24 protein-coding genes, 1 tRNA gene and 1 pseudogene are annotated in these 25,642 nt (G+C 60.6%); 17 read left to right on the forward strand and 9 right to left on the reverse strand.

Annotated features, from left to right (window positions below; genetic code table 11):
- The first annotated feature begins 1 nt into the window (after position 1).
- On the forward strand, positions 2–1,276 hold the full coding sequence (locus ASD95_RS18190) for a uracil-xanthine permease family protein (protein ID WP_046041878.1): 1,275 nt from the start codon (positions 2–4) through the stop codon (positions 1,274–1,276).
- Positions 1,277–1,381: 105 nt separating this feature from the next.
- Here the strand turns inward: ASD95_RS18190 and hemH are convergent, their stop codons facing one another.
- Together hemH and ASD95_RS18200 are read right to left on the reverse strand one after the other, a co-directional pair.
- On the reverse strand, positions 1,382–2,404 hold the full coding sequence (gene hemH, locus ASD95_RS18195) for a ferrochelatase (RefSeq protein ID WP_056726261.1): 1,023 nt from the start codon (positions 2,402–2,404) through the stop codon (positions 1,382–1,384).
- 13 nt (positions 2,405–2,417) lie between these two features.
- Entirely contained in the window at positions 2,418–3,320 is a 903-nt protein-coding gene (locus tag ASD95_RS18200) for a TIGR01777 family oxidoreductase (RefSeq protein WP_056726262.1), read from the reverse strand.
- A 196-nt stretch (positions 3,321–3,516) separates the two neighbouring features.
- Here ASD95_RS18200 and ASD95_RS18205 point away from each other — a divergent pair, with 196 nt between their 5' ends.
- The 7 genes and pseudogenes from ASD95_RS18205 to ASD95_RS18230 all read left to right on the forward strand — a co-directional run bounded on the left by ASD95_RS18205 (position 3,517) and on the right by ASD95_RS18230 (position 9,307).
- Positions 3,517–4,503 carry an NAD(P)/FAD-dependent oxidoreductase gene (locus tag ASD95_RS18205; RefSeq protein WP_056726263.1) on the forward strand — a complete coding sequence of 329 codons (987 nt, stop codon included), beginning with the start codon at positions 3,517–3,519 and terminating at the stop codon, positions 4,501–4,503.
- Positions 4,504–4,657: 154 nt separating this feature from the next.
- Positions 4,658–5,617 (forward strand): YbgA family protein, encoded by a 960-nt coding sequence (locus ASD95_RS18210; RefSeq protein ID WP_056726264.1) that lies wholly within the window; start codon positions 4,658–4,660, stop codon positions 5,615–5,617.
- Complete coding sequence (locus ASD95_RS18215) at positions 5,617–6,558, forward strand: MerR family transcriptional regulator (protein ID WP_056726265.1); 942 nt, start codon at positions 5,617–5,619, stop codon at positions 6,556–6,558. The genes ASD95_RS18210 and ASD95_RS18215 overlap by 1 nt, the downstream gene beginning before the upstream one ends.
- A 21-nt stretch (positions 6,559–6,579) precedes the next feature.
- Positions 6,580–8,022: a deoxyribodipyrimidine photo-lyase gene (gene phrB, locus ASD95_RS18220; protein ID WP_056726334.1), complete on the forward strand. Its 1,443-nt coding sequence runs from the start codon at positions 6,580–6,582 to the stop codon at positions 8,020–8,022.
- A gap of 2 nt (positions 8,023–8,024) precedes the next feature.
- Positions 8,025–8,123, forward strand: a pseudogene (locus ASD95_RS29955) (nuclear transport factor 2 family protein); the annotation flags it as partial.
- Positions 8,120–8,902: an SDR family NAD(P)-dependent oxidoreductase gene (locus ASD95_RS18225; RefSeq protein ID WP_056726266.1), complete on the forward strand. Its 783-nt coding sequence runs from the start codon at positions 8,120–8,122 to the stop codon at positions 8,900–8,902. The pseudogene ASD95_RS29955 and the gene ASD95_RS18225, both read left to right, overlap by 4 nt.
- Positions 8,903–9,001: 99 nt before the next feature.
- A complete protein-coding gene (locus ASD95_RS18230) occupies positions 9,002–9,307 on the forward strand; it encodes a YkgJ family cysteine cluster protein (RefSeq protein ID WP_056726267.1) in 306 nt (101 codons plus the stop codon).
- Positions 9,308–9,372: 65 nt separating this feature from the next.
- Here ASD95_RS18230 and ASD95_RS18235 read toward each other — a convergent pair whose 3' ends face one another.
- The 6 genes from ASD95_RS18235 to hemA all read right to left on the reverse strand — a co-directional run bounded on the left by ASD95_RS18235 (position 9,373) and on the right by hemA (position 14,746).
- Positions 9,373–9,891: an acyloxyacyl hydrolase gene (locus ASD95_RS18235; RefSeq protein WP_056726268.1), complete on the reverse strand. Its 519-nt coding sequence runs from the start codon at positions 9,889–9,891 to the stop codon at positions 9,373–9,375.
- 122 nt (positions 9,892–10,013) lie between these two features.
- Positions 10,014–10,805 (reverse strand): glutamate racemase, encoded by a 792-nt coding sequence (gene murI / locus ASD95_RS18240; protein WP_056726269.1) that lies wholly within the window; start codon positions 10,803–10,805, stop codon positions 10,014–10,016.
- A complete protein-coding gene (locus ASD95_RS18245; RefSeq protein ID WP_056726270.1) occupies positions 10,798–11,553 on the reverse strand; it encodes a molybdopterin-synthase adenylyltransferase MoeB in 756 nt (251 codons plus the stop codon). Before ASD95_RS18245 ends, murI begins: the two co-directional genes overlap by 8 nt.
- Positions 11,547–12,377: a peptide chain release factor N(5)-glutamine methyltransferase gene (gene prmC, locus ASD95_RS18250; RefSeq protein ID WP_056726271.1), complete on the reverse strand. Its 831-nt coding sequence runs from the start codon at positions 12,375–12,377 to the stop codon at positions 11,547–11,549. Before prmC ends, ASD95_RS18245 begins: the two co-directional genes overlap by 7 nt.
- Entirely contained in the window at positions 12,378–13,460 is a 1,083-nt protein-coding gene (prfA, locus tag ASD95_RS18255) for a peptide chain release factor 1 (RefSeq protein ID WP_056726272.1), read from the reverse strand. It abuts the gene before it with no gap.
- Complete coding sequence (gene hemA, locus ASD95_RS18260; RefSeq protein WP_056726273.1) at positions 13,457–14,746, reverse strand: glutamyl-tRNA reductase; 1,290 nt, start codon at positions 14,744–14,746, stop codon at positions 13,457–13,459. The genes prfA and hemA overlap by 4 nt, the downstream gene beginning before the upstream one ends.
- Positions 14,747–14,979: 233 nt before the next feature.
- Between hemA and ASD95_RS18265 the strand changes: the two genes are divergently transcribed.
- The 8 genes from ASD95_RS18265 (at position 14,980) to ychF (ending at position 21,898) form a co-directional block, all read left to right on the forward strand.
- Positions 14,980–16,704 (forward strand): tetratricopeptide repeat protein, encoded by a 1,725-nt coding sequence (locus ASD95_RS18265; protein ID WP_056726274.1) that lies wholly within the window; start codon positions 14,980–14,982, stop codon positions 16,702–16,704.
- Positions 16,705–16,708: 4 nt separating this feature from the next.
- On the forward strand, positions 16,709–17,326 hold the full coding sequence (gene lolB / locus ASD95_RS18270; protein WP_056726275.1) for a lipoprotein insertase outer membrane protein LolB: 618 nt from the start codon (positions 16,709–16,711) through the stop codon (positions 17,324–17,326).
- Between the two features lies 1 nt (position 17,327).
- Positions 17,328–18,179 carry a 4-(cytidine 5'-diphospho)-2-C-methyl-D-erythritol kinase gene (ispE, locus tag ASD95_RS18275; RefSeq protein WP_056726276.1) on the forward strand — a complete coding sequence of 284 codons (852 nt, stop codon included), beginning with the start codon at positions 17,328–17,330 and terminating at the stop codon, positions 18,177–18,179.
- A gap of 36 nt (positions 18,180–18,215) precedes the next feature.
- Positions 18,216–18,290: transfer RNA gene (locus ASD95_RS18280), tRNA-Gln, on the forward strand.
- 46 nt (positions 18,291–18,336) lie between these two features.
- Complete coding sequence (locus ASD95_RS18285) at positions 18,337–19,278, forward strand: ribose-phosphate pyrophosphokinase (protein ID WP_003171603.1); 942 nt, start codon at positions 18,337–18,339, stop codon at positions 19,276–19,278.
- Positions 19,279–19,420: 142 nt separating this feature from the next.
- Positions 19,421–20,020 carry a 50S ribosomal protein L25/general stress protein Ctc gene (locus tag ASD95_RS18290; protein WP_056726277.1) on the forward strand — a complete coding sequence of 200 codons (600 nt, stop codon included), beginning with the start codon at positions 19,421–19,423 and terminating at the stop codon, positions 20,018–20,020.
- Between the two features lie 169 nt (positions 20,021–20,189).
- Positions 20,190–20,774: an aminoacyl-tRNA hydrolase gene (pth, locus tag ASD95_RS18295; protein WP_008037207.1), complete on the forward strand. Its 585-nt coding sequence runs from the start codon at positions 20,190–20,192 to the stop codon at positions 20,772–20,774.
- Positions 20,775–20,797: 23 nt separating this feature from the next.
- The gene (ychF, locus tag ASD95_RS18300; protein ID WP_056726278.1) at positions 20,798–21,898 is read left to right on the forward strand and encodes a redox-regulated ATPase YchF; all 1,101 of its coding nucleotides are present in this window, start codon (positions 20,798–20,800) and stop codon (positions 21,896–21,898) included.
- Between the two features lie 128 nt (positions 21,899–22,026).
- On the opposite strand, the gene ASD95_RS18305 is transcribed toward ychF, so the two are convergent.
- A complete protein-coding gene (locus ASD95_RS18305; RefSeq protein ID WP_056726279.1) occupies positions 22,027–23,244 on the reverse strand; it encodes an MFS transporter in 1,218 nt (405 codons plus the stop codon).
- A gap of 332 nt (positions 23,245–23,576) precedes the next feature.
- Here ASD95_RS18305 and ASD95_RS18310 point away from each other — a divergent pair, with 332 nt between their 5' ends.
- Positions 23,577–25,634, forward strand: a complete 2,058-nt coding sequence (locus ASD95_RS18310; RefSeq protein WP_056726280.1) for a methyl-accepting chemotaxis protein — start codon at positions 23,577–23,579, stop codon at positions 25,632–25,634.
- The last annotated feature ends 8 nt before the right edge of the window (positions 25,635–25,642 follow it).

Here is a 25,642-nt window from a genome sequence, read left to right on the forward strand (position 1 = left end):
CATGCAGCAAGAGTTCAACGATCCGCTCTGGCGCACGGTGCTGTCGGGTGCACAGATGCTGTTCGTGGCCTTCGGCGCCCTGGTGTTGATGCCGCTGATTACCGGACTCGACCCGAACGTGGCGCTGTTCACGGCCGGCCTGGGGACGATCCTGTTCCAGATCGTCACCGGGCGTCAGGTGCCAGTGTTCCTGGCATCTAGCTTTGCCTTCATCACCCCGATCATTCTCGCCAAGGGCCAGTTCGGCCTGGCCGCGACCATGGGCGGCGTGATGGCGGCAGGTTTCGTCTACACCTTCCTCGGCCTCGCGGTGAAGATCAAAGGCACCGGTTTCATCGACCGCTTGCTGCCGCCGGTGGTAATCGGTCCGGTGATTATTTCGATCGGCCTGGCCATGGCGCCGATTGCCGCCAACATGGCCATGGGCAAGGCCGGCGATGGCAGTGAATTGATTCATTACCAGACGGCAATGATGATTTCGATGCCCGCACTGCTGACCACACTGATCGTCGCGGTATTCGGCAAGGGCATCTTCCGCCTGGTGCCGATCATCTCCGGCGTGCTGGTGGGCTTTGGCATGGCGTTCTACTTCGGTGTGGTCGATACCGCGAAGATTGCGGCGGCACCCTGGTTCGCCATCCCGCACTTCACCGCGCCGGAATTCAACTGGCAGGCGATTCTGTTCATCGTACCGGTGGCCCTGGCCCCGGCCATCGAACACATCGGCGGCGTGATTGCCGTGGGTAGCGTGACCGGTCGCGATTACCTGAAGAAGCCCGGCCTGCACCGCACCCTGCTCGGTGACGGCATTGCCACCACGGCGGCCGGTCTGTTCGGCGGTCCGCCCAACACCACCTACGCCGAAGTGACCGGCGCGGTGATGCTGACCAAGAACTACAACCCGAAAATCATGACCTGGGCGGCGATCTTCGCCATCAGCCTGGCGTTCATCGGCAAGTTCGGCGCACTGCTGCAAAGCATTCCGGTACCGGTGATGGGCGGGATTCTGTGCCTGTTGTTCGGTTCGATCGCGGCGGTGGGGATGAACACGCTGATCCGCCACAAGATCGATCTGGGCGAGGCGCGCAATCTGGTGATTGTGTCGGTGACCCTGGTTTTCGGGATCGGCGGCGTGCTGATCGGCACCGGCACCGGGCCGGACGATTTCGGCCTCAAGGGCATCGCGCTGTGCGCGGTGGTGGCGATTGGCTTGAACCTGATCCTGCCGGGCAACGACAGCTGGAAGCACAAGAAAGCGGATGAGCCGCTGATCTAAGCAGGTTCGGATTCTTCGCTGACTGAAAGACCCTCTTCGCGAGCAAGCCCGCTCCCACATTTGGAATGCATTCCACCTGTGGGAGCGGGCTTGCTCGCGAAGCTTTTAAAGCGCCAACGGCGCTCGCTCGCACAATGTACTCAATGCCCGAGCCCAATGCGGGTCATCGTTGAGGCACGGCACCAGCACCAGGTCCTCTCCCCCCGCTGCGCGGAATTGTTCCTTGCCGCGATCACCGATTTCTTCCAGGGTCTCGATGCAATCGGCAACGAACGCCGGGCACATCACCAGAATCTTTTTCACGCCGCTTTTGGCCAACTCATCCAGGCGCGCCTCGGTATAGGGTTCAATCCATTTGGCGCGTCCCAGGCGCGACTGGAACGACACCGACCACTTGCCCTCAGGCAACCCCATGCGCTTGGCAAACTCTGCCGCCGTACGCAGGCACTGGGCGCGATAACAGGTGGCGACCACCGCCGGCGACGCTCCGGCGCAGCAATCACCGCCACCCTCGAAGCAGTGACCGGGGTTGAGTTTCTTCAGATGCCGTTCCGGCAAGCCGTGAAAGCTCATCAGCAAGTGATCGAAATCCTGCTCCAGATAGGGCCGGGTCGTGGCCACCAACGCATCGAGGTATTCCGGTTGGTCGTAGAACGGCTGGAGCACCGACAACTGCACGTCGAGATTTTTCTCGCGCACCACGCGCCTGGCCTCCTCGATGACCGTCGTCGTGGTGCTGTCGGCGAACTGTGGATAAAGCGGGGCCAGGGTAATTCGCTTGTGTCCCGCCACGACCAGGCGCACCAGCGTCGATTCAATCGACGGTTCGCCGTAACGCATCGCCAATTCGACCGGACCGTGCTGCCATTGACTGATCATCGCTTGTTGCAGGCGACGGCTGAGCACCACCAGCGGCGAGCCCTCGTCCCACCAGATCGAGGCATAGGCATGGGCCGACTGCTCGGGACGCTTGATCAGGATCAGCGACACCAACAGCCGTCGAACCGGCCATGGCAAGTCGATCACGTACGGGTCCATCAGAAATTGATTGAGGTAGCTGCGCACATCCGCCACCGAGGTGGAGGCAGGTGAACCCAGGTTGACCAGAAGCAACGCGTGATCGGTCATGCAACGTCCTATTTCAAAGGCGACTGGACAGATCGTCCAAAGCCGCGCGCAAATCCGTGAACTTAAAAGTGAAACCAGCCTGTAACAAACGCACCGGAGTGGCGCGCTGGCCACCCAGCAATAACAGCGACAACTCGCCCAACCCCACCTTCAATACGAAGGCCGGCATCGGCATGAACGTCGGGCGATGCAATACGCTGCCCAGCGCCTCGGCAAACTCGCGGTTGCGCACCGGTTTGGGCGCGCACGCATTATAGGGACCGCTGGCCTCGTTGCGATGCAGAAGAAAATCAATCAGGGCGATTTGATCGTCGATATGAATCCACGGCATCCACTGCCGGCCGTTGCCTATCGGCCCTCCCAGGCCCAGTTTGAACGGCAGTAACAGACGCGACAAAAAGCCGCCCTGCGCCGACAGCACCAACCCGGTTCGAATGAGGATGACGCGAATGCCCAACGCCTCAGCCCGCTGCGCGGTCTCTTCCCAGGCGATGCATAACTGGCTGGCGAAATCATCGATGACCGGTGGCGACTCTTCGGTCAACTCACGTTCGCCACCATCGCCATACCAACCAACAGCGGAACCGGAGATCAGCACCCGGGGTTTCTGTTCGCGGCTTTCCAGCCAGGCCAGCAGGGTTTCGGTCAGCGAGATGCGACTGCTCCACAACAGGGCTTTGCGTTTGTGCGTCCAGGGCCGGGCGGCAATCGGCGCACCGGCAAGATTGATAATCCCATCGACAGGTTCCTGCCCGAGATCCTCCAAACGGGCAATTCCACGCACTTGGGCACCACATATTTTCGCGACATTTTCAGGTTGGCGACTCCAGACTGTCAGGCGATGACCTTGGCCCAACCAGTGCCGGCAGAGCTGACGTCCTATCAAACCAGTACCGCCGGTCAGCAATATGTGCATGACTTCTTCCTCGCGTGGCGTTTTACCTTGTCCATTAGTCTATTTTTATAAGCAGGGATCTTTGGTATCGAGCAGGCTCTATGTTTAACAATAGGCCAAGCTGTCAGATCGAGAACGCTAAAAGTTATACCAAAAAACAATATTGTACAGGTTTGAACCCCAGCGTAGTCTGTACAGAAAGGTAAACGAGGCCCCTATGACTGTACCTATCGCAATCATCGGCACCGGCATTGCCGGACTCTCCGCCGCCCAGGCCCTGACGGACCTCGGGTACGTGGTTCAACTATTCGATAAAAGCCGCGGCAGCGGCGGGCGCATGTCGAGCAAGCGCAGCGATGCGGGTGCCCTGGACATGGGCGCGCAGTATTTCACTGCCCGCGACCGGCGTTTTGTCAACGAAGTCCAGCGCTGGCAAGCCAAAGGCTGGGTCGCCGAGTGGACGCCGCAGCTGTATACCTACCATGGCGGCCAGCTCAACCTGTCGCCGGACGAGCAGACCCGCTGGGTCGGCACACCCCGCATGAGCGCCATCACCCGCGCGCTGCTCGGTGACCTGGAAGTGCATTTCGCCTGCCGGATCACCGAGGTCTATCGCGGTGAAGAACACTGGCACCTGCAGGACGCCGAAGGCTTCACCCACGGACCGTTCAGCCACGTGGTCATCGCCACGCCGGCCCCTCAGGCCACAGCTTTGCTGGCATCGGCGCCGAAACTGGCCGGGGCCGCCGCCGGGGTGAAAATGGACCCGACCTGGGCCATCGCCCTGGCCTTCGAAACGCCGCTGGAAACGCCCATGGAAGGCTGCTTCGTACAGGACAGCCCACTCGACTGGCTGGCCCGAAACCGCAGCAAACCCGGACGCGACAACACACTCGACACCTGGGTGCTGCACGCCACCAGCGCCTGGAGTCGCCAGCACATCGACCTGTCCAAGGAAGCGGTGATCGAGCAGTTGCACGGCGCCTTCGCCGAACTGCTGCACGACTCCATGCCCGCGCCGAGCTTCAGCCTCGCCCACCGCTGGCTCTACGCCCGCCCCGCCAGCAGTCACGAATGGGGTACCCTGGCCGATGCCGACCTGGGGCTGTATGCCTGTGGCGACTGGTGCCTGTCCGGACGCGTCGAAGGAGCCTGGCTCAGCGGTCAGGAAGCCGCCCGCCGCCTGCATGAGCACCTGCAGTAAAGGGCATCGATCCGAGCAAATCGCTGCTGTCGCCTTGGACAGCAGCCCGCCAAAAACCTATACAAAAAATTTGACTTGTATAACTTCGAATCTATGATGAAGTTATCTTGTACAGACGCGAATGTTTGTACAGGTTCAGATTCGAGGTGCTCCGATGCTCCACTCCCCCGCCAAACCGAAAATCGCCATCAGCGCCTGCCTGATGGGCCTTGATGTGCGCTACAACGGCGGGCACAAAGAGTCGCGGCTGTGCAGCCGCACCCTCACTGACTACTTCGATTTCATCCCGGTCTGCCCGGAAGTGGCCATCGGCCTGGGTGTACCGCGCCAACCGATTCGACTGGTGGGCAGCGCGGATCAACCCGAAGCCGTGGGCACCCTCGATCACAAGCTTAACGTGACGCAACCACTGGACACCTACGGCCGGGACATGGCAGCGCAGTTGGGGGATATCTGCGGCTATATTTTCATGCAAAATTCCCCGTCCTGCGGGCTGGAGCGGGTCAAGGTCTACCACGCCAACGGCGCGCGGGCGGACAGAGACGGGCGCGGGATCTATGCCCGGGCCTTCTGCCTGCGGCACCCGGACTTGCCGGTGGAGGAAGACGGTCGGCTCAACGATCCGGTGCTACGGGAAAACTTCCTTACCCGGGTGTTCGCCTACGGCGCCTGGCAGCAATTGCGCCAGCAGGGCATGACCCGGCGTGGTCTCACGGACTTTCACTCGCGCTACAAATACCTGCTGATGGCCCACAACCCGGTGCAGTACAAAACCCTGGGCCACCTGCTGGGCAACATGGGCAAAACCGATCCGCATGAACTGGGCCCCCGCTATTTCAGCGAACTGATGGCGGCGCTGAAAAAATGCGCCACCCGCCGTACTCACACCAACGTCCTGCAACACCTCAGCGGCTACCTGAAACAGGCCATCAGCGGCGAAGACAAGCAGGAAGTGCAGCACGTGATCAGCCAGTACCGCCTGGGCATCGTGCCGCTGGTGGTGCCGCTGACGCTGCTCAAGCATCACTTTCGCCAACACCCCGATCCGTACATCGCACAGCAGGTTTACCTGCAACCGCACCCGGAAAACCTCAGCCTGCGAAACGCCATCTGATGAAAAAAGGACTCGACACCAGCGCCCGCGAAGACCTCGGCGATGACTTTAAAAAGGCGCTGGACGAAGGCTGGCTGCCGATCCGTGAAGTGGCGCGGCAAACCGGGGTCAATGCCGTGACCTTGCGCGCCTGGGAGCGGCGCTATGGTCTGATCGTGCCGCTGCGCACGCCCAAGGGCCATCGGTTGTTCTCGGCCGACCACGTACAACGCATCCAGACCATCCTCACCTGGCTCAACCGTGGCGTTGCCGTCAGCCAGGTCAAGCCATTGCTCGACACGCCTCAAGCCTTCAGCGAGTCCGTCGACAACGATTGGCACGCCTTGCTGCAAACGTTACTGCTGGCGGTCAGCCGATTGCAGGAGCGTGCCCTGGACGACAGCGTCAATCAGGCGATGGCGCTGTATCCGCCGCGAACCCTGTGCGAGCAATTGCTGATGCCCTTGCTGGCCGCTCTGGAGCAACGCTGGCAAGGCCAGTTCGGGGCGCAGATGGAGCGGGGCTTTTTTTGTGCCTGGCTGCGCAGCAAGTTCGGTGCGCGCATCTACCATAACAACCGTCAGTTGCGCACCGCGCCGTTGCTGCTGGTCAACCATTCGGACCTGCCCATGGAACCGCACCTGTGGCTCACGGCTTGGCTGGTCAGCAGTGCGGATTGCCCGGTGGAGGTCTTCGACTGGCCGCTGCCTGTCGGCGAACTGGCACTGGCAGTCGAACTTCTGCAACCCCGCGGGGTTCTGCTGTACTCAAGCAAAGCCCTGAATCCGGCGCAACTGCCGAAACTTTTCAAAGGCGTCAGTTGCCCAAAAATGATTGCCGGACCAACGGTATGCATCCACCACGCCGAGTTGTCTGCAAGTACTGCCGAGATCGCTGATTTGTACCTGGCCGAAGATCCGTTGTCGGCACATCAGGCACTCGTTCAGCGAGGACTGATTTAAATGGATCCCGTGGATAACAAAATGCAATTGATCTGGCTGCGCAGCGACTTGCGCCTGCATGACAACACCGCCCTCTCGGCCGCCGCGGCTCGCGGCCCGTGCGTGGCGGTGTATCTGCTGAGTCCGGAACAATGGCTGGTACACGATGATGCGCCCTGCAAAGTGGACTTCTGGCTGCGTAACCTGCGCGAAATGAGCCGCGAGCTGGGTCAACTGAACATTCCCCTGCTGATCCGCCAGGCTCCCCGCTGGGATGACGTGCCCAGCGTATTGCTGAACCTGTGCCGAGAGTGGCAGGTCGACGCGTTGCACCTCAACGAGGAATACGGCATCCACGAGTCCCGTCGCGATGCAGCGGTCGCCCGGACGCTACAGGCCGAAGGCATCGAAGTTCACCGCTACCTCGATCAATTGCTGTTCAGGCCCGGGAGCGTGCTGACCCGCACCGGCACTTACTTCCAGGTCTTCAGCCAGTTCCGCAAAGTCTGCTACGAGCGCCTGCACCACTCGCTGCCCAGCCTGGTAGGGGCGCCGCACAAACAAGCGCCGCTGAACATTGCCAGCGATGCGATCCCCTTGAGGATCGACGGTTTCGCAACACCTGCTGCTAACCTGCGCAACCTGTGGCCGGCGGGAGAAGCCGCAGCCCGGCATCGCCTCGACAGCTTTAGCGATGCACAGATCGAGCACTATCAAAGCGAACGGGATTTCCCGGCGAAGCCCGGTACCAGTCAGCTCTCGGCCTATCTCGCCGCCGGGGTGATTTCTGTACGCCAATGCCTGCACGCGGCCTTGAACAGCAATCAAGGTGAATTCGAAAGCGGCAAGACCGGCGCCGTCACCTGGATCAACGAACTGCTGTGGCGCGAGTTTTACAAACACATCCTGGTGGGTTACCCACGGGTTTCCCGGCACCGCGCGTTTCGTCCGGAAACCGAAGCCCTGGCCTGGCGCAACGCCCCAGAAGAACTGGCCGCCTGGCAACAGGCGCGTACCGGCTTGCCGATCATCGACGCCGCCATGCGCCAACTGCTGGCAACCGGCTGGATGCACAACCGCCTGCGCATGGTGGTGGCGATGTTCCTGACCAAAAACCTGCTGATCGACTGGCGCGAAGGCGAACGCTTTTTCATGCGTCACCTGATTGACGGCGACCTGGCGGCGAACAATGGTGGCTGGCAGTGGAGTTCGTCCACCGGCACCGACTCGGCGCCTTACTTCCGGATTTTCAACCCGTTGAGCCAGTCGGAAAAATTCGACCCCGAAGGCGTGTTCATTAAGCAGTGGTTGCCGGAACTGGCCGGACTGAACAAAAAGGACGTGCACAACCCCGCCAATCTCGGCGGCCTTTTCGGTGTTGTGGATTACCCCCCACCGATCGTCGACTTGAGCGCTTCCCGTACGCGTGCGTTGACGGTATTCAAAAACCTGCCCTTGCGGCAGTATGCCGCCGTTGGATCATGAATTATCGCCTCCGGGATGACTTCGATGCCGGGGCTTTGCATGATGGACATTTACCCGTATTGGGCCGGGCAATTGCCCGGCTGAAAAGGAGATTGGGATGAGTCGTACGCTCGCACGACGATACTGGCTGACCGGTGCCAGCAGTGGCATTGGTGCCGCCCTGGCCGAAGAAATCCTCAAAACCGGTGCGCACCTGGCCGTCAGTTCGCGCACCGTGGCACCACTGAAAGACTTGTCGCTCCGTTACCCGGGGCAGGTGCTGGTGGTCGCCGGAGACCTGACCAACAGCCAGACCGTGCGCGAGATCGGCGAGCAGATTGCCGAAGACTGGGGCTCGCTGGACACCGTGATACTCAACGCCGGTACCTGCGAGTACGTGGATGCCAAGCAGTTCGATGCGTCGATTGTCGAGCACGTGGTGCGTACCAACCTGTTGGCCAGCAGTTATTGCATCGAGGCCGCCCTGCCTTTGCTGCGGGCCGGTACCGCACCGCATATGATCGCCATGGCCAGCACGGTGACTTACCTGCCACTGCCCAAGGCAGAAGCCTGCGGCACCTCAAAGGCCGGGCTGCGTTACCTGTTCGAGTCACTGCGCATCGACCTGGCCCCGGAAGGCATAGAACTCACGGTGATCAGCCCCGGGTTTGTCGAGACGCCGCTGACAGCGAAAAACGACTCCTCCATGGCTTTGAGCTGGCCGGTGGAGAAAGCCGCGCGGCACATCTTCGAAAAACTCAAGGACCGCCCGCTGGAAATCGCTTTCCCGGCGGCGTTCATGGGCGCCCTCTGGCCACTCGCCAAACGGCCGGACCAAGTGAAACTGGAAATCGGCAAGCGCATGATACGCAGCCAGCCGCCGATCAAGGATCAACCCTGAAAATCGCCATTATCGGCATCGGTATCCCGGACGTTCCGATACTTGAGCGTCCGTCCGACCTTTCACACAGCACCCGGTGACTGCCTTACACTGCGCACCATGAAAACCATCCCCCATACGCAAATCGCGGAACCCGCAGTCACCTGCTCGACCTGCGCGGCCTGCTGCTGCCAGCTCGAAGTCATGCTGATCACCGATACGGGCGTGCCTGAACGGTTCATCGATACCGATGACTGGGGTGGGGAAGTGATGCTGCGCCTGGATGACGGCTGGTGTGCCGCGCTGGATCGCAACACGATGATGTGCACCATCTACGAAAAACGCCCGCTGATCTGCCGGGAGTTCGAGATGGGCGCACCGGAGTGCATCGAAGAGCGCCAGGGGATTTCGACGGCGTATCGCTAGTTTGAAGTTGTCCCAATACCAATGTGGGAGCAAGCCCGCTCCCACATTTAGTAAAGCGTTGCGCCTTACAACGGCATCGTGTAATGCAATGCGTAACTTTCTACACCATCGTTCGGAGTGGTGATCCCGGCATTGGAATAGTGCGTCGCGCGGACCCCGACTTCATGCCCGCCGGCAAAGCGCAAACCGAAACCAAAGCGGTCTTCAAACTGGAAGGCGCTGCCCAGATCGTTGTTTTCGACTTCGGTGCTGGCAAAGGCTGCCACGCCAACCCCAAACTCGATGTAGGGTTTGACGTTCTGGCCGGAAAATTCATAAACAAGCACGGGCGAGAACGACAGGCTGTGGTTACTGGATGTCTTGTCACCTTCCCAATAGGTGTAGGCGCCGTCCCAATAACCGGTCAGACGACCCACGTCACTCTGACACCAGCTCTGGTCCCAATCGAATTGCATCCCCAATCGATAGGTCATGGTCGACTCGCCGGTTTGCCCCACGGCAAACTCCACACCTGCCGCCTGCGCGGTAAAAGTGTGCCCCAAAAGTGCGGCCGCAATCGCGGCCAAGCAGAATAGTCGCTTCACTTGAAACTTCCTTTTGCGAACGATTTCGTATGGTTTTTTTGTTGCCAAGCCCTGCAAAACTATAGAAGTCAGCGATTTATCAGAAGTTCACCCGACTCTTCGTATTCCCCCCGGACAGCCTTCTACCTGCTGAAGCTTCGCACAACGCCAGCCGTATTCCACAATATCGGCAAGATATTTCTGAAATGTAGCGGATCGGCGCTGGTCCAGAACTGTGCCTCACGGGCCGGCCCATCGGCGAGCAGCTCGCCTTCGGCCAGCAGACGCTGAAGTTGCCGCGCGACGGCGGCGCCGGTGTCGATCAGGCTGATGTCCTCGGGGATCATCTGCCGCAGCATCGGCTTGAGAAAGGGGTAGTGGGTGCAGCCGAGAATCAGGGTGTCCGCGCCGGCAGCCAGCAGTGGCCGAACATATCCAGCCAACAGCTGACGCAACTCCGGGCTGCGCAGGTCGCCGTTTTCAATCAGCTCCACCAGCCCGGGGCAGGGCTGGGTGATCACTTTCACGTCCGTGGCGAAGCGGTCGAGCAACGCGGCGAACTTGGCGCTCTGCAAGGTACCGGTGGTGGCCAGCACCCCCACCACGCCGGAGCGGGTTGCGGCGGCGGCCGGCTTGACTGCCGGCTCCATGCCAACGATGGGCCATTCTGGATAGTCGCGACGCAAGTCGGCGACACCGGCAACCGTCGCCGTGTTACACGCCAGCACCAAGGCCTTGGCGCCCTGTTGCCGAAAGAAGTCGGCCATCACGCTGCAACGCTGCCGGATAAATTCCGGGGTTTTCTCGCCGTAGGGAACATTCCCGCAGTCGGCGACGTACAGCAGAGATTCATTAGGCAGCAAACGCTGGATCTCGGCCAGTACCGAGAGCCCGCCGACACCGGAGTCGAACACGCCAATCGGCGCTTCACGCATGTTTCGACCCACAGACACTGCAGCCCGGATCGCGCTTGACCCGCAATTCACGGAAGCGCGTGCCCAAGGCATCGATCAACAGCAGGCGCCCCACTAACGGCTCGCCGAATCCGGCCAGCAACTTCAGCGCTTCAAGCGCTTGCAGACTGCCGACCAGCCCCACCAGCGGACCGACCACGCCGGCCTCGCTACAGGTCAATTCGGCTTCGCTGCCGTGCCCGTATAAACAGTGGTAGCACGGACTCTCCGGTCGACGCGGATCGAACACCGACAGTTGCCCTTCGAGGCGAATCGCCGCACCGCTGACCAGCGGTTTGCCGGCCGCCACGCAAGCGGCATTGACCGCTTCACGGGTGGAAAAATTGTCGGAACAATCGAGGACCAGATCCACCCCGCCCACCACGGCGGCCAGGGAGTCCTCATCCAGCGCAGCGCGATGGGCGATCAGTTGAATCTCGGGATTGATCGCGCCCAGGCGCTTGAGCGCCGAATCGACCTTGGTCATGCCGACGCTGTCGGTGTCGTGAATGATCTGGCGTTGCAGGTTGGTCAGGTCGACCGTGTCGAAGTCCGCCAGGTGCAACTCGCCAACCCCGGCGGCCGCCAGATACAGCGCCACGGGCGCGCCAAGGCCGCCAAGGCCGACGATCAATACGCGGCTTTGCTTGAGCCGCAACTGGCCGTCGATATCGATGTGTTGCAGCAGAATCTGCCGGCTGTAACGCAACAATTCCTGATCATTCAGCACGGCAGGCGCCCCAGACTGATGCGTTGGTGACCGCCCAGATCGGTGCGGCTGTGGACTTCTTCAAAACCCCGGGTCAGCAGCAAATCGCGGACCGCCTCGGCCTGATCATAGCCGTGTTCGAGCATCAGCCAACCACCGGCATCCAGATGGTCCGGTGCCTGGGCGACGATCAGGCGCAGATCGTCGAGCCCGTCGATACCCGCCACCAGGGCGCTGGCCGGTTCGAAGCGCACATCGCCCTCGACCAGATGCGGATCGGCCGCTGCGATGTAGGGCGGATTGCTGATGATCAGTTGAAAGCGCTGACCTTCCAGAGCGCTGAACCAATGGCTGCTCAGCACGGTGGCGTTACCCAGATGCAGGCGCTGGCGATTGCGTTCGGCCAGGGCCACGGCCTCCAGCACGCGATCCACGGCGGTGACATTCCATGCCGGGCGTTCGCTGGCCAGGGCCAGGGCGATGGCGCCGCTGCCGGTGCCGAGGTCGAGTACCCTGGCCGGTGTGGCCGGCAACAGTTCCAGCGCGGCTTCCACCAACAACTCGGTGTCGGGGCGTGGGATCAGCGTGTGCGGTGCCACTTCCAGGTCCAGTTTCCAGAAACCCTGCTGGCCAAGAATATAGGCCACCGGCTCACCGCTGCGGCGGCGTTGCAAGTATTCGGCAAACGTCAGCGCCGCTTCGCTCGGTACGATGCGCTCCGGCCAGGTGTGCAAAAAACTGCGGGACTTGCCCAACGCCGCCGCCAGTAGCAGTTCGGCATCCAGACGCGCCGTCGGCGAGTCGGGTAAATCGGCGGCGCGCAACAAACTGGCAATGATCGTCATTTACTCACCTATCGCTGCCAGTTGATCGGCCTGGTACTCGGCCAGCAACGGCTCGATCACCGCCTCGACACCGCCGGCGAGGATCTCGTCGAGGGAATACAGGGTCAGGTTGACCCGGTGGTCGGTGACCCGGCCCTGGGCAAAATTGTAGGTGCGGATGCGCTCGGAGCGATCACCGGAGCCGACCAGCAACTTGCGCTCGCTGGCGATGGCGTTGGCCGCAGCGGAGGTCTGCTGATCGTTCAGCTTGGCCGACAACCAGGACATCGCCCGGGCGCGGTTCTTGTGCTGTGAACGTTCCTCCTGGCACTCGACGACGATGCCGGACGGCAAGTGCGTGATACGGATCGCCGAGTCGGTCTTGTTGACGTGCTGGCCACCGGCGCCGGAGGAGCGATAGGTATCGACGCGCAGGTCGGCCGGGTTGATCTCGATGGCCTCCTGTTCGTCCGGCTCGGGCAATACCGCCACGGTGCAGGCCGACGTGTGGATGCGGCCCTGGGATTCCGTCGCCGGAACCCGCTGCACACGGTGCGCGCCGGATTCGAACTTCAGCTTGCCGTAGACGTTGTCGCCCTCGACCCGGGCAATCACCTCTTTATAGCCGCCGTGTTCACCCTCGTTTTCCGAGAGGATCTCCACCCGCCAACCACGACGCTCGGCGTAACGCGAATACATGCGGAACAGGTCGCCGGAGAAAATCGCCGCCTCGTCACCGCCGGTACCGGCACGGATCTCGAGGAACACATTGCGCCCGTCGTTCGGGTCCTTGGGCAGCAGCATGCGTTGCAGGTCGGCTTCGAGCGTGACCAGGCGTTCCTTGGCCTCGCGGACTTCTTCCACGGCCATTTCACGCATGTCCGGGTCGCTGTCCTTGAGCAGTGCCTGGGCGCCTTCGAGGTCGTCCTGCACTTTCAGCAGCTGTTTATAGGCGCCCACGATCGGTTCAACTTCCGCGTACTCCTTGGAATAGGTGCGGAACTTGTTTTGATCGGAAATGACCTCGCCGTCGCCCAGCAGGGCAGTCAATTCCTCGAAACGGTCCTGGAGGATATCCAGCTTATTGAGCAGTGACGCTTTCATTGCGGTTTTTTATCCGAAAAGCTATCCGATGAGCCCTCACCGAGGGCAAAGAGTTCCTGGGCCATCGCCAGCGCATCCAGGCGACCTTCGGCAGAGAGCTTTTTCAACTGCACGCTCGGTGCATGCAACAGTTTGTTGGTCAGCCCGCGAGCCAGTTGCACCAGCACCTCTTCGGCACTGCTGCCGTTGGCCAGCATGCGCTGGGCCTTTTGCAATTCTTCGTCGCGCAGGCGTTCGCTCTGTTGACGATAGGCCTTGAGCACGTCCACCGCCGCCAACTCACGCAGGCGGACCATGAAGTCTTCGGCGCCGATCGAGACCATCTCTTCAGCGGCCTGGGCTGCGCCCTGACGACTCTTGAGATTCTCGGCAACCACTTCGTGGAGATCGTCGACGCTATACAGGTAAACGTCGTCCAGCTCGCCGACTTCTGGCTCGATGTCGCGGGGAACAGCGATATCCACCATGAAGATCGGTTTGTGCTTGCGCAGTTTCAAGGCGCTTTCCACTGCACCCTTGCCCAGGATCGGCAACTGGCTGGCGGTGGAACTGATGACGATGTCGCTGCGCACCAGCTCTGCCGGAATATCCGACAACAACACCGCATGAGCACCGAACTGTTCGGCCAGGATGCTTGCGCGCTCCAGGGTACGGTTGGCGACCACAATGCGCTTTACACCCAGGTCATGCAGATGGCGGGCGACCAGGGTGATGGTCTCGCCGGCACCGATCAGCAAGGCCTGGCTGCGTTGCAGGTCGCTGAAAATCTGCTTGGCCAGGCTCACCGCGGCAAACGCCACCGATACCGGGTTCTCGCCGATAGCCGTGTCGGTGCGCACCTGCTTGGCCGCATTGAACGTGGCCTGGAACAGCCTCCCGAGCAACGGCCCGATGGTCCCGGCCTCGCGAGCCACGGCATAGGCCGACTTCATCTGGCCGAGAATCTGCGGTTCGCCCAACACCAGCGAGTCGAGCCCGGAAGCGACCCGCATCATGTGACGAACTGCCGCATCATCTTCATGCACATAGGCGCTTTCGCGCAGCTCGTCGTAGCTCAAATGATGATATTCGGCCAGCCAGCGCAGCACGACGTCTGCCGACAGGTGATCCTGTTCTATATAGAGTTCACTGCGATTGCAGGTGGAGAGGATCGCAGCTTCGCGGCTGTCGGTGAGTCGGCAGAGCTGCTGCAAGGCCTCAACCAGCTGCTCAGGGGTAAAAGCCACGCGCTCGCGGACGTCTACTGAAGCAGTCTTGTGGTTAATACCGAGTGCAAGGAAGGCCATTCAAAGTCGCTGATTGTGACGTGAAGCCGACAATTGTCCTACTTCGACGGAATCAGAACAACTACTCGATATCTATCGTGCCAGTAGACGACGCCGACGTTGCGAGCGGTTCTCGTTTAAAGGATCCCCAAGAGTCTTCTATCGGGCTGGCAGGTAAATTGCCGGGCCGGTTATGTTTGGCCGAAAGCTTGTGTCATGATGATCCGACCGCAGGTTAGTCGTCCTCCTCCTATATGAATAGATCTTCCGCGTTGCTCCTCGCTCTTGCCTTCCTCAGCGGCTGCCAGGCCTTGGCCCCCGTGTCGTCGGACGGTGCGCCACCGGTTGAAGACAGCACCCCGGCCCCTGAAAAGCCCAAGGTCTACAGCTCATTCAGCGAGGAAACCATTTTCAGCCTGTTGAGTGCCGAACTGGCGGGCCAGCGCAATCGTTTCGACATTGCCCTGGACAACTATGTGACCCAGGCCATCAACACCCAGGATCCGGGCATCTCCGAGCGCGCATTTCGTATCGCCGAATATCTGGGCGCCGATCAGGCAGCCCTGGACACTGCGCTGATCTGGGCCAGGAACGCCCCCGACGACCTCGAAGCGCAACGCGCCGCTGCCGTGCAGCTGGCACGCACCGGTCGTTATGACGACTCCATGGTCTATATGGAGAAAGTCCTGCAAGGCAAGGGCGACACCCATTTCGACTTCCTTGCGCTGTCCGCGGCCGACACCGACCAGGACACCCGCAACGGTTTGATGAAAAGTTTCGACCGTTTGTTGCAACGTCATCCGGACAACAGCCAGCTGATTTTCGGCAAGGCCTTGCTGATGCAACAGGACGGCGACACCAAAGGCGCGTTGAAGTTGCTGGAAGACAATCCGCCGGACGACGGTGAAATCGCGCCGATCCTGCTGCGCGCACGCCTGCTGCAAACCCTCGATCGCGGTGACGAGGCCTTGCCGCTGCTGCAAAAAAGCATCAAGAAGTACCCGGACGACAAACGCCTGCGCCTGACTTACGCGCGGATGCTGGTTGAACAGGACCGCATGGACGACGCCAAGGCCGAGTTCTCGAGCCTGGTCCAGCAATACCCGGAAGACGACGAACTGCGTTACTCCCTGGCACTGGTCTGCCTGGAAGCCAAGGCCTGGAACGAGGCCAAGGGTTATCTTGAAGACCTGATCGCCCGGGAAAGCCATGTCGACTCGGCACACCTGAACCTCGGCCGCATCGCCGAAGAACAGAACGACCCGCAAGGCGCGCTGATCGAATACGCCAAGGTTGGTCCGGGCAGCGACTACCTGCCGGCGCAATTGCGCCAGGCCGACATTCTGATCGACAACGGCAAGACCGCCGAAGCCCAACGCAAACTGGCGGCTGAGCGCGACGAGCAGCCCGATTACGCGATCCAGTTGTACCTGATCGAAGTCGAAACCCTGTCCGCCAACAATCAGGGCGACAAGGCCTGGAACGTTCTGCAACAAGCCTTGCAGCAATATCCGGACGATTTGAACCTGCTCTACACCCGCGCCATGCAGGCGGAAAAACGCAATGACCTGGCGCAGATGGAAAAAGACCTGCGCACGATCATCAAGCGCGACCCGGACAATGCCATGGCGTTGAACGCCCTCGGCTACACCCTGTCCGACCGCACCACGCGCTACGCCGAAGCCAAGGCCCTGATCGAACAGGCGCACCGGATCAGCCCGGAAGACCCGGCGGTGCTCGACAGCCTTGGCTGGGTGAATTACCGCATGGGCAATCTCGACGAAGCCGAGCGCCTGCTGCGCCAGGCCCTGGAACGCTTCCCCGACCAGGAAGTCGCTGCGCACCTGGGCGAAGTCCTGTGGGCCAACGGCAAACAGCGTGAAGCGAAACAAGTCTGGGGCAAGTTCCTCAAGGAACAACCCGACAGCCCGACCCTGCGCGGCACCATCAAACGCCTGACCGGATCAGAGACTCTTTAAGATTATGTTTTTGCGCCATTTCATCGTTTTCAGTTTTATCGCCCTGCTCGCCGGCTGCGCAGGCCTGGGTCCCCGCGAATCGGTCGAGGGTCATGGCAACGCCGCCCAATGGCGCGAGCACAAACAGCAACTGACCGGCCTCGATGGCTGGCAGATCGACGGCAAGATCGGCATCCGCGCCCCGAAAGACTCGGGCAGCGGCACGCTGTTCTGGTTGCAGCGCCAGGATTACTACGACATCCGCCTGTCCGGACCACTGGGCCGCGGCGCCGCTCGCCTGACCGGACGTCCGGGCAAGGTGTCGCTGGAAGTCGCCAACCAGGGACGCTACGACGCGCCGAACCCGGAAGTGCTGCTCGAAGAACAGCTGGGCTGGAAATTGCCGGTATCCAACCTGGCCTGGTGGGTGCGCGGGCTCCCGGCTCCCGACACTAAAAGTCGCCTGACCCTGGACGGCGACAGCCGCCTGGCCAGCCTGGAACAGGATGGCTGGAAGGTCGACTACACCGCCTACACCGAGCAAAACGGTTACTGGTTGCCCGAGCGTATCAAGCTCAGCGGCACCGACCTTGATGTCACGCTGGTGATCAAGGTCTGGCAACCGCGCAAACTGGGGCAATGACATGCCGGACAATCGCCTGACGCTGCCCTCGCCGGCCAAACTCAATCTGATGCTGCACATTCTGGGTCGCCGCGAAGACGGCTACCACGAACTGCAGACAATGTTTCAGTTTCTCGATTACGGCGACGAAATCACCTACGCCCTGCGCGATGACGGTGTCATTCAATTGCACACCGAATTCCCGGGTGTCCCCCACGACAGCAACCTGATCGTCAAGGCCGCCAGAAAACTTAAGGAGCAATCCGCTTGCCCGCTGGGCGTCGATATCTGGATCGACAAGATCCTTCCAATGGGCGGCGGCATCGGTGGCGGCAGCTCGAATGCCGCAACGACTTTGCTTGGTTTGAATCATCTGTGGCAATTGGGCTGGGATGAAGATCGCCTTGCCGGGCTGGGGTTGACGCTGGGCGCCGACGTCCCGGTTTTCGTACGTGGCCACGCGGCTTTCGCCGAGGGCGTGGGGGAGAAACTGACCCCTGTCGACCCGGAAGAACCGTGGTATCTGGTGCTGGTGCCGCAAGTCTCTGTAAGTACGGCAGAAATTTTTTCAGATCCGTTGTTGACACGTAACACTCCTCCCATTAAAGTGCGCCCCGTTCCCAAGGGAAACAGTCGTAATGACTGCTTGCCGGTGGTAACAAGGCGTTACCCAGAGGTACGTAACGCTTTGAATTTGTTAGGTAAATTTACCGAAGCAAAACTCACCGGAACTGGAAGTTGTGTGTTTGGGGGCTTCCCAAGCAAAGCTGAAGCTGATAAAGTCTCGGCCCTTCTTACAGAGACCCTTACAGGGTTTGTGGCAAAAGGAAGCAACGTTTCGATGTTGCATCGCAAGCTGCAAAGTCTGCTCTAAAGGAACCGATTACTGGGTAATCGTTGCAACAGATACAGGGGCGTCGCCAAGCGGTAAGGCAGCAGGTTTTGATCCTGCCATGCGTTGGTTCGAATCCAGCCGCCCCTGCCATTTTCCTATACTCATCCAGGTTACCCTCAGCCTTCAGGTACTGCGCGTGTCCAAGATGATGGTCTTTACGGGGAACGCTAACCCCGATCTGGCTCGGCGTGTTGTACGTCAGCTGCATATCCCTCTCGGTGACATCTCTGTCGGTAAATTCTCCGACGGCGAAATTACAGCCGAGATCAATGAAAACGTTCGCGGTAAAGACGTCTTCATTATTCAGCCGACTTGCGCTCCGACCAACGATAACCTGATGGAACTGGTAGTGATGGCTGATGCCTTCCGCCGCTCCTCGGCTACTCGTATCACTGCTGTTATTCCTTACTTTGGTTATGCCCGACAGGATCGCCGTCCGCGTTCCGCACGTGTGGCTATCAGCGCGAAAGTCGTTGCTGACATGCTTACCGTAGTCGGCATCGACCGTGTTCTCACGGTTGATCTGCATGCTGACCAAATCCAGGGTTTCTTCGATATTCCGGTAGATAACATCTACGGCTCCCCGGTTCTGGTGGATGACATCGAAGATCAGCGCTTCGAAAACCTGATGATCGTGTCCCCGGACATTGGCGGCGTCGTGCGTGCACGTGCCGTTGCCAAATCCCTGGGCGTGGATCTCGGGATCATCGACAAACGCCGTGAGAAAGCCAATCACTCTGAAGTGATGCATATCATCGGTGATGTCGAAGGGCGTACCTGTATTCTGGTCGATGACATGGTCGATACCGCCGGCACCCTGTGCCATGCGGCCAAGGCCCTGAAAGAGCATGGCGCAGCCAAGGTTTTCGCCTACTGCACGCACCCTGTGCTGTCGGGTCGGGCGATCGAAAACATTGAAAATTCCGTGCTGGACGAGCTGGTGGTGACTAACACCATCCCGCTGTCCGCTGCAGCACAAGCCTGTGCGCGTATCCGCCAACTGGATATCGCACCGGTAGTTGCCGAGGCGGTCCGCCGCATCAGCAATGAAGAATCGATCAGCGCGATGTTCCGCTAAGGGCCCTGCCCTTCTCGAAATGTCTCGTTGACGAAAAGCGCCCCGCCCCGGCATTCCTGTCGGGGCGGGGCTTTTTTGCCCATATCGCCTTTAGCGCTGGTCGCAAACGCTGGGGCGAGTGTGGTTATTTTGGAGATACAACATGAACGATTTTACCCTGAATGCTGAAGTGCGTTCCGACCTGGGGAAAGGTGCGAGCCGCCGCCTGCGTCGTCTCGCCGCCCTGGTTCCAGCTGTAGTTTACGGTGGCGAAAAAGCCCCTGAATCCATCAGCATGCTGGCCAAAGAAGTTGCCAAACTGCTCGAAAACGAAGCGGCTTACAGCCACATCATCGAGCTGAACGTTGGTGGCACCAAGCAGAACGTCGTGATCAAAGCCCTGCAGCGTCACCCGGCCAAAGGCCACGTGATGCACGCTGACTTCGTACGCGTAGTAGCTGGCCAGAAACTGACCGCTATCGTTCCAGTGCACTTCATCAACGAAGAAGCACCGACCAAGAAAGGCGGCGAAATCTCGCACGTTGTTGCCGAGATCGAAGTTTCCTGCCTGCCGAAAGATCTGCCTGAGTTCATCGAAGTCGACCTGGCTAACGCTGAAATCGGTTCGATCATTCACCTGTCGGACCTCAAGGCTCCTAAAGGCGTTGAGTTCGTTGCCCTGGCACACGGTGATGACAAGGCTGTTGCCAACGTCCACGCTCCACGTGTTGCTCCAGAAGCTGCAGAAGGCGCTGCAGAGTAATTTTACTCTGTACGCCGGAGTGACCGGAAACATCGCGGACTAGAGCATAGCGAGAAAGCGGGCGAGAACGCGGAGTTTACATCATGGTAAATGAGCAATTTTCGTCCACTTTCGCCGCTTTCCCTGATTGCGGCGATGTTATCCACCACTCCAAGGAAGGGCCCCTATCGTGACTGCCATCAAACTGATCGTTGGCCTGGGAAATCCAGGCGCTGAATACGAACAGACCCGGCATAACGCAGGGGCCCTTTTTGTTGAGCGCATCGCGAACGCACAAGGCGTGAACCTTGTGGCGGACCGCAAATATTTCGGCCTGACCGGGCGCTATTCGCATCAGGGTCAGGATGTTCGTCTGCTGATTCCCACCACGTACATGAACCGCAGCGGCCAGGCCGTGGCGGCACTCGCCGGTTTCTTCCGCATCAAGCCTGAAGAAATCCTCGTGGCGCACGACGAACTCGACCTGCCACCCGGCGTTGCCAAACTCAAGCAGGGCGGCGGCCATGGCGGTCACAACGGGTTGCGCGACATCATTGCGCAACTGGGCAATCAGAATACGTTCTACCGTCTGCGGCTTGGCATTGGCCACCCGGGCGTCGCCAGTATGGTTTCAAATTTCGTCCTGGGTCGTGCGCCACGCGCCGAACAGGAAAAACTCGATGCCAGCATCGACTTTGCCCTCGGCGTGCTGCCGGATATCCTCGCCGGGGAATGGAACCGCGCGATGAAAAACCTGCACAGCCAGAAGGCCTGACTCTAACTCCTCGGGGAAACACCATGGGATTCAATTGCGGCATCGTCGGCCTGCCTAACGTCGGTAAGTCCACCCTGTTCAACGCCCTGACCAAATCCGGGATCGCGGCCGAGAACTTCCCCTTCTGCACCATCGAACCCAACAGCGGTATCGTGCCGATGCCGGATCCGCGCCTGGATGCCCTGGCAGCCATCGTCAATCCAAAGCGCATCCTGCCAACCACCATGGAGTTCGTCGACATCGCTGGCCTGGTTGCCGGTGCGTCGAAAGGTGAAGGCCTGGGTAACAAGTTTTTGGCCAATATCCGTGAAACCGATGCCATCGCCCACGTGGTCCGCTGCTTCGAAGACGAGAACGTGATTCACGTCTCCAACAGCGTCGACCCGAAACGCGACATCGAAATCATCGACCTGGAACTGATCTTCGCCGACCTCGACAGCTGCGAGAAGCAACTGCAGAAAGTCGCTCGCAACGCCAAGGGCGGCGACAAGGACGCAGTGGTCCAGAAAGGCCTGCTGGAGCAACTGATCGCCCACTTCACCGAAGGCAAGCCGGCGCGCAGCCTGATGAAGAACATGGGCACCGACGAAAAAGCGGTGATCAAGGGCTTCCACCTGCTGACCACCAAGCCGGTCATGTACATCGCCAACGTCGCTGAAGACGGTTTCGAGAACAACCCGCACCTGGACGTTGTTCGCGCCATCGCCGAAGAAGAAGGCGCCATGGTTGTACCGGTGTGCAACAAAATCGAAGCGGAAATCGCCGAGCTCGATGACGGCGAAGAGAAGGACATGTTCCTCGAAGCCCTGGGCCTCGAAGAGCCTGGCCTGAACCGCGTGATCCGCGCCGGCTACGAAATGCTGCACCTGCAGACCTACTTCACCGCCGGTGTCGAAGAAGTCCGCGCCTGGACCGTCCGCGTCGGTGCCACCGCACCACAAGCCGCTGGCGTGATCCACACCGACTTCGAAAAAGGCTTCATCCGCGCCGAAGTGATCGCCTACAACGATTTCATCCAGTACAAGGGCGAAGCCGGTACCAAGGAAGCCGGCAAATGGCGCCTGGAAGGCAAGGACTACATCGTCAAGGACGGCGACGTGATGCACTTCCGCTTCAACGTGTAAGCCATACGCACAAGAAAAAGCCGCGTTTGATACGCGGCTTTTTTGTGAGAATTTCAAAAGATCGCAGCCTTCGGCAGCTCCTACAGATGATCGGCGTAGGAGCTGCCGAAGGCTGCGATCTTTTAGCTCTATGCCTTTTTGGTTCGCGGCAGGAAGATCGCCAACACCCCGAACAGCGGCAGGAACGAACACAGGTAGTACACGTATTCGATGCCATGAATGTCCGCCAGATGGCCCAGCAGCGCCGCACCAATCCCGCCGAAACCGAACATCAGGCCGAAGAACACCCCGGCGATCATCCCGACATTGCCCGGCACTAATTCCTGGGCATACACCACGATGGCCGAGAACGCCGAGGCGAGGATGAAGCCGATAACGACGCTGAGGATGCTGGTCCAGAACAGGTCGACATGGGGCAGCAGCAATGTGAAGGGTGCAACACCGAGGATCGAGAACCAGATCACCGCCTTGCGCCCGATCTTGTCGCCGATCGGCCCGCCGAAGAATGTCCCCGCCGCGACCGCGCCGAGAAACAGGAACAGGTGCAACTGCGAACTGGCCACCGACAGGTCGAACTTCTCGATCAGGTAAAAGGTGAAGTAGCTGGTGAGGCTCGACATGTAGAAATACTTGGAGAACACCAGCAACCCGAGTACCACCAGCGCACTGGTGACTCGGCCCTTGGACAGGCCGTGAGTCGCAGCCTGGCCCTGCTTGAGCTTGAACAGGTTCAAGTGGTTGGCGTACCAGCGGCTGATCCGGTAGAGCACGAACAGCGCAAACACCGCGAACAGGCCGAACCAGGCCACGTGCCCTTGACCGTAGGGAATGATGATCGCCGCCGCCAGCAACGGGCCGAACGCAGAGCCTGCATTACCGCCGACCTGGAAGGTCGATTGCGCCAGCCCGAAGCGTCCGCCCGAAGCCAGGCGCGCCACGCGGGACGCTTCCGGGTGGAAGGTGGAAGAACCGATGCCGATCAGCCCCGCCGCCAACAGGATTAACGGGAAACTGGCAACCACCGACATCATCAGAATGCCAACCAGGGTGCAGACCGTCCCCGCCGGCAACAACCACGGCTTGGGATGGCGATCGGTGTAGTAACCGACCCATGGCTGCAGCAGCGAGGCCGTCAACTGGAATGTCAGGGTGATCAGGCCGACCTGGGTGAAGGTCAGGCCATAGTTGGCCTTGAGCATCGGATAGATCGACGGCAGCACCGACTGGATCAGGTCGTTGATCAAGTGCGCCAGCGCTACGGCGCCGATGATGCGCATCACCAGGGGACTGCTTTGGGGCGTAGCGGAAGCCGGCACTGAGCCGGACTGGGCGTTGCTGATAGCCATGGGAATTTCCAGACAACAGGAGGTACAAACGTGCAGGTGCGTCAATGTGCCATTTTTCAGTGCAGCAACGCCATCCCCTTAGCCTGCTAACGACTTCGATTTTTCATTTCCACCTCCTTGATGGCGCAAAGCCATGGTCTGAATCTTGCCTTCCTTGTCTGCTTGAACGCGGCCTCCTTACAAAGGAGACCGACAATGGGAAGTTTCGCTACAGAGTCGGCCTACAGAGCGGACAAGGGTGAACTTTCGAGGCCTTTTTAGAGGGCACGAGTCGGAGTCCACAACCTCCGACGCACGCCAATAGTGCGTGGTGTCCAGAGGAGTCTTGGGGCATGCAGGCTTTTTTATCACCGGGGATCGGGCTGCTGGGGCGTTTTGGCTTCGCACGTAAATTCCAGCTGTTGTTTCTGCTATTTATCCTGCCGCTGGCCGGTAGCCTGTGGATGATCGGCCAGGACTATCGCGACAAACTCAACCTGATCTCAGGCGAACGCGCCGGGGTGCGGCAACTGCTTGCGCTCGATGCGCTGGATGACCTGCTCGCCGCCCAGCGTGATCGCGCCGCCCGGTGGCGCGCCACGGAAACCAATCGCCAGCCAACGCCGGCCACCCTCGCCGCGATGGCCGCCTTCGATGCCGTTCAGCCCGCCGTCAGCCAGGCCACTGCCGAGTTGGGCAATGCCCTGCAAAAAGAAAACGCCGAGGGCGAGACCCTGTCGCGTTACCAGGCCCTGCAAACCGCCCTCGATGGCCTCGACTCAAAAAGCCTGAGCAATGTCGGCTGGTGGCCGGATGGTTATGATCGCTTCACCAACGCCTTGAGCGCCCTGCAAGCCTTGCGCGAGCAGATCGCCATGGACAATCGCCTGACGCTGGCACCGTGGCTGGAAACCTACTTGCTGACGCAGATCTCCACCCAGCATGCGCCAGACCTGATCGAACGGGTCGGTCGTCTGGCGGCGGTGGGCCAGGCCTCGGTGGTGTCCGGGCAGTTCACCCTGCAAAGCCGCTTGCAACTGCGCGATTTGCGCAGTCGCATCGGCGATGCGCGAGAGCAGTTGGTGAAAACCGCAGGCCTGCTCGAAGCGCGCTTGCCCAGCGCCCTGCAAACCTGGGCCGGGCAGTACCACGACAGCCTCAAGCGCCTCGATGCGGGCCTGAAGGTGCTGGATGACGGCGTGTTCGGCGGCAGCATCAACCTCAAGCCGGAGGATTTCGAACGCAGTCTCGATGCCCTGCTCTCCGACCTCGCTTCGTTGCGCCAGCAGTCGCTGGTGTCGCTGGATCAGCGCCTGGATTACTACCACGACTCGGCGATCCGCCAGTTCGTTATGGTGGCCGCCGTGTTGGGCTGCCTGCTGTTGGCGGCACTGTATCTGTTCATCTGTTTGCAGGCCTCGATCCGCCGCAGCGCCAGCGGCATCACGGTGCTGGCCGAGGCCTTGCGCGATGGCAATCTGAGTCTGCAAGTGCCGGTTCAGGGCCGGGACGAACTGGCGGTCATCAGCACCGCGCTGAACGTCGCCGTGGTGCAACTGCGCAGCAGCCTGCAAGGGGTGGATCACGAAACCCTGCAACTGAGCAACGCGGTGCAAACCCTCAACCATCACTCCAGCGATGCCCTGGGCGAAGTCGAAGCCCAGCAGTTGCAGATCAGCCAGATTGCCGCTGCGGCGACACAACTGGCCGCCACCTCACAAGGGGTGGCCCACAGTTGCGAACAGGCGTCCGGCAGTGCCCAGCACACCCGACGCATTGCCGCCGACAGCAGCCGTGACAGCCTGCGCACCACCGCGAGCATCCAGCAACTCAATCAACGCCTGAACGAGACCGCTGCGGCGCTGGGCCGGGTCAGCGAGCAGGGGCAGCAGATTCAACTGGTAGTCGACACCATTCGCGGCGTCGCCGAGCAGACCAACCTGCTGGCGCTCAATGCCGCCATCGAGGCGGCTCGGGCGGGCGAGCAAGGGCGTGGCTTCGCGGTGGTAGCCGATGAAGTGCGCAGCCTGTCGCAACGCACGCAATCGTCGACTGCGCAGATTGCCGGCACGGTCGACAGCCTGCGCAGCACCGTGAATGAGGCCGTCAGCCTGATGCAAGCCGCCTGCAGTCAGGCAGAGAGCGATGCACAAGCGGTCACCGGCCTCGGTGAACGGCTCGGTGAAATCGCCAGTGCGGTGCAGAGCGTCACCGATACCCTGGCGCAAATCGCCACGGCGGTTGAAGAACAGGCCAGTACCGCCGACGAGGTCAGCGGCAATATCCAGCAGGTCGATCAAGCGGCGGTGCGCCTTCTTGAAGGTGCCCGCGCGGTGAACCAGGCAGCGGACACCCTGAGCCACGGCAGCAAGGCCCTCAGCGCCAACACCGGGCGTTTCCGCTTGAGTTGAATCCGCCA

Source organism: Pseudomonas sp. Root71, assembly GCF_001429045.1.
In the GTDB taxonomy this organism is placed as follows: Bacteria; Pseudomonadota; Gammaproteobacteria; order Pseudomonadales; family Pseudomonadaceae; genus Aquipseudomonas; species Aquipseudomonas monachiensis.

Excerpts from the sequence above, each read along its gene's own strand:
- ASD95_RS18190 (WP_046041878.1), top strand. The coding sequence starts at position 2 with ATGCAGCAAGAGTTCAACGATCCGCTCTGGCGCACGGTGCTGTCGGGT.
- hemH (WP_056726261.1), bottom strand. The coding sequence starts at position 2,404 with ATGACCGATCACGCGTTGCTTCTGGTCAACCTGGGTTCACCTGCCTCC.
- ASD95_RS18200 (WP_056726262.1), bottom strand. The coding sequence starts at position 3,320 with ATGCACATATTGCTGACCGGCGGTACTGGTTTGATAGGACGTCAGCTC.
- ASD95_RS18205 (WP_056726263.1), top strand. The coding sequence starts at position 3,517 with ATGACTGTACCTATCGCAATCATCGGCACCGGCATTGCCGGACTCTCC.
- ASD95_RS18210 (WP_056726264.1), top strand. The coding sequence starts at position 4,658 with ATGCTCCACTCCCCCGCCAAACCGAAAATCGCCATCAGCGCCTGCCTG.
- ASD95_RS18215 (WP_056726265.1), top strand. The coding sequence starts at position 5,617 with ATGAAAAAAGGACTCGACACCAGCGCCCGCGAAGACCTCGGCGATGAC.
- phrB (WP_056726334.1), top strand. The coding sequence starts at position 6,580 with ATGCAATTGATCTGGCTGCGCAGCGACTTGCGCCTGCATGACAACACC.
- ASD95_RS18225 (WP_056726266.1), top strand. The coding sequence starts at position 8,120 with ATGAGTCGTACGCTCGCACGACGATACTGGCTGACCGGTGCCAGCAGT.
- ASD95_RS18230 (WP_056726267.1), top strand. The coding sequence starts at position 9,002 with ATGAAAACCATCCCCCATACGCAAATCGCGGAACCCGCAGTCACCTGC.
- murI (WP_056726269.1), bottom strand. The coding sequence starts at position 10,805 with ATGCGTGAAGCGCCGATTGGCGTGTTCGACTCCGGTGTCGGCGGGCTC.
- prmC (WP_056726271.1), bottom strand. The coding sequence starts at position 12,377 with ATGACGATCATTGCCAGTTTGTTGCGCGCCGCCGATTTACCCGACTCG.
- prfA (WP_056726272.1), bottom strand. The coding sequence starts at position 13,460 with ATGAAAGCGTCACTGCTCAATAAGCTGGATATCCTCCAGGACCGTTTC.
- hemA (WP_056726273.1), bottom strand. The coding sequence starts at position 14,746 with ATGGCCTTCCTTGCACTCGGTATTAACCACAAGACTGCTTCAGTAGAC.
- ASD95_RS18265 (WP_056726274.1), top strand. The coding sequence starts at position 14,980 with ATGAATAGATCTTCCGCGTTGCTCCTCGCTCTTGCCTTCCTCAGCGGC.
- lolB (WP_056726275.1), top strand. The coding sequence starts at position 16,709 with ATGTTTTTGCGCCATTTCATCGTTTTCAGTTTTATCGCCCTGCTCGCC.
- ispE (WP_056726276.1), top strand. The coding sequence starts at position 17,328 with ATGCCGGACAATCGCCTGACGCTGCCCTCGCCGGCCAAACTCAATCTG.
- ASD95_RS18290 (WP_056726277.1), top strand. The coding sequence starts at position 19,421 with ATGAACGATTTTACCCTGAATGCTGAAGTGCGTTCCGACCTGGGGAAA.
- ychF (WP_056726278.1), top strand. The coding sequence starts at position 20,798 with ATGGGATTCAATTGCGGCATCGTCGGCCTGCCTAACGTCGGTAAGTCC.
- ASD95_RS18305 (WP_056726279.1), bottom strand. The coding sequence starts at position 23,244 with ATGGCTATCAGCAACGCCCAGTCCGGCTCAGTGCCGGCTTCCGCTACG.
- ASD95_RS18310 (WP_056726280.1), top strand. The coding sequence starts at position 23,577 with ATGCAGGCTTTTTTATCACCGGGGATCGGGCTGCTGGGGCGTTTTGGC.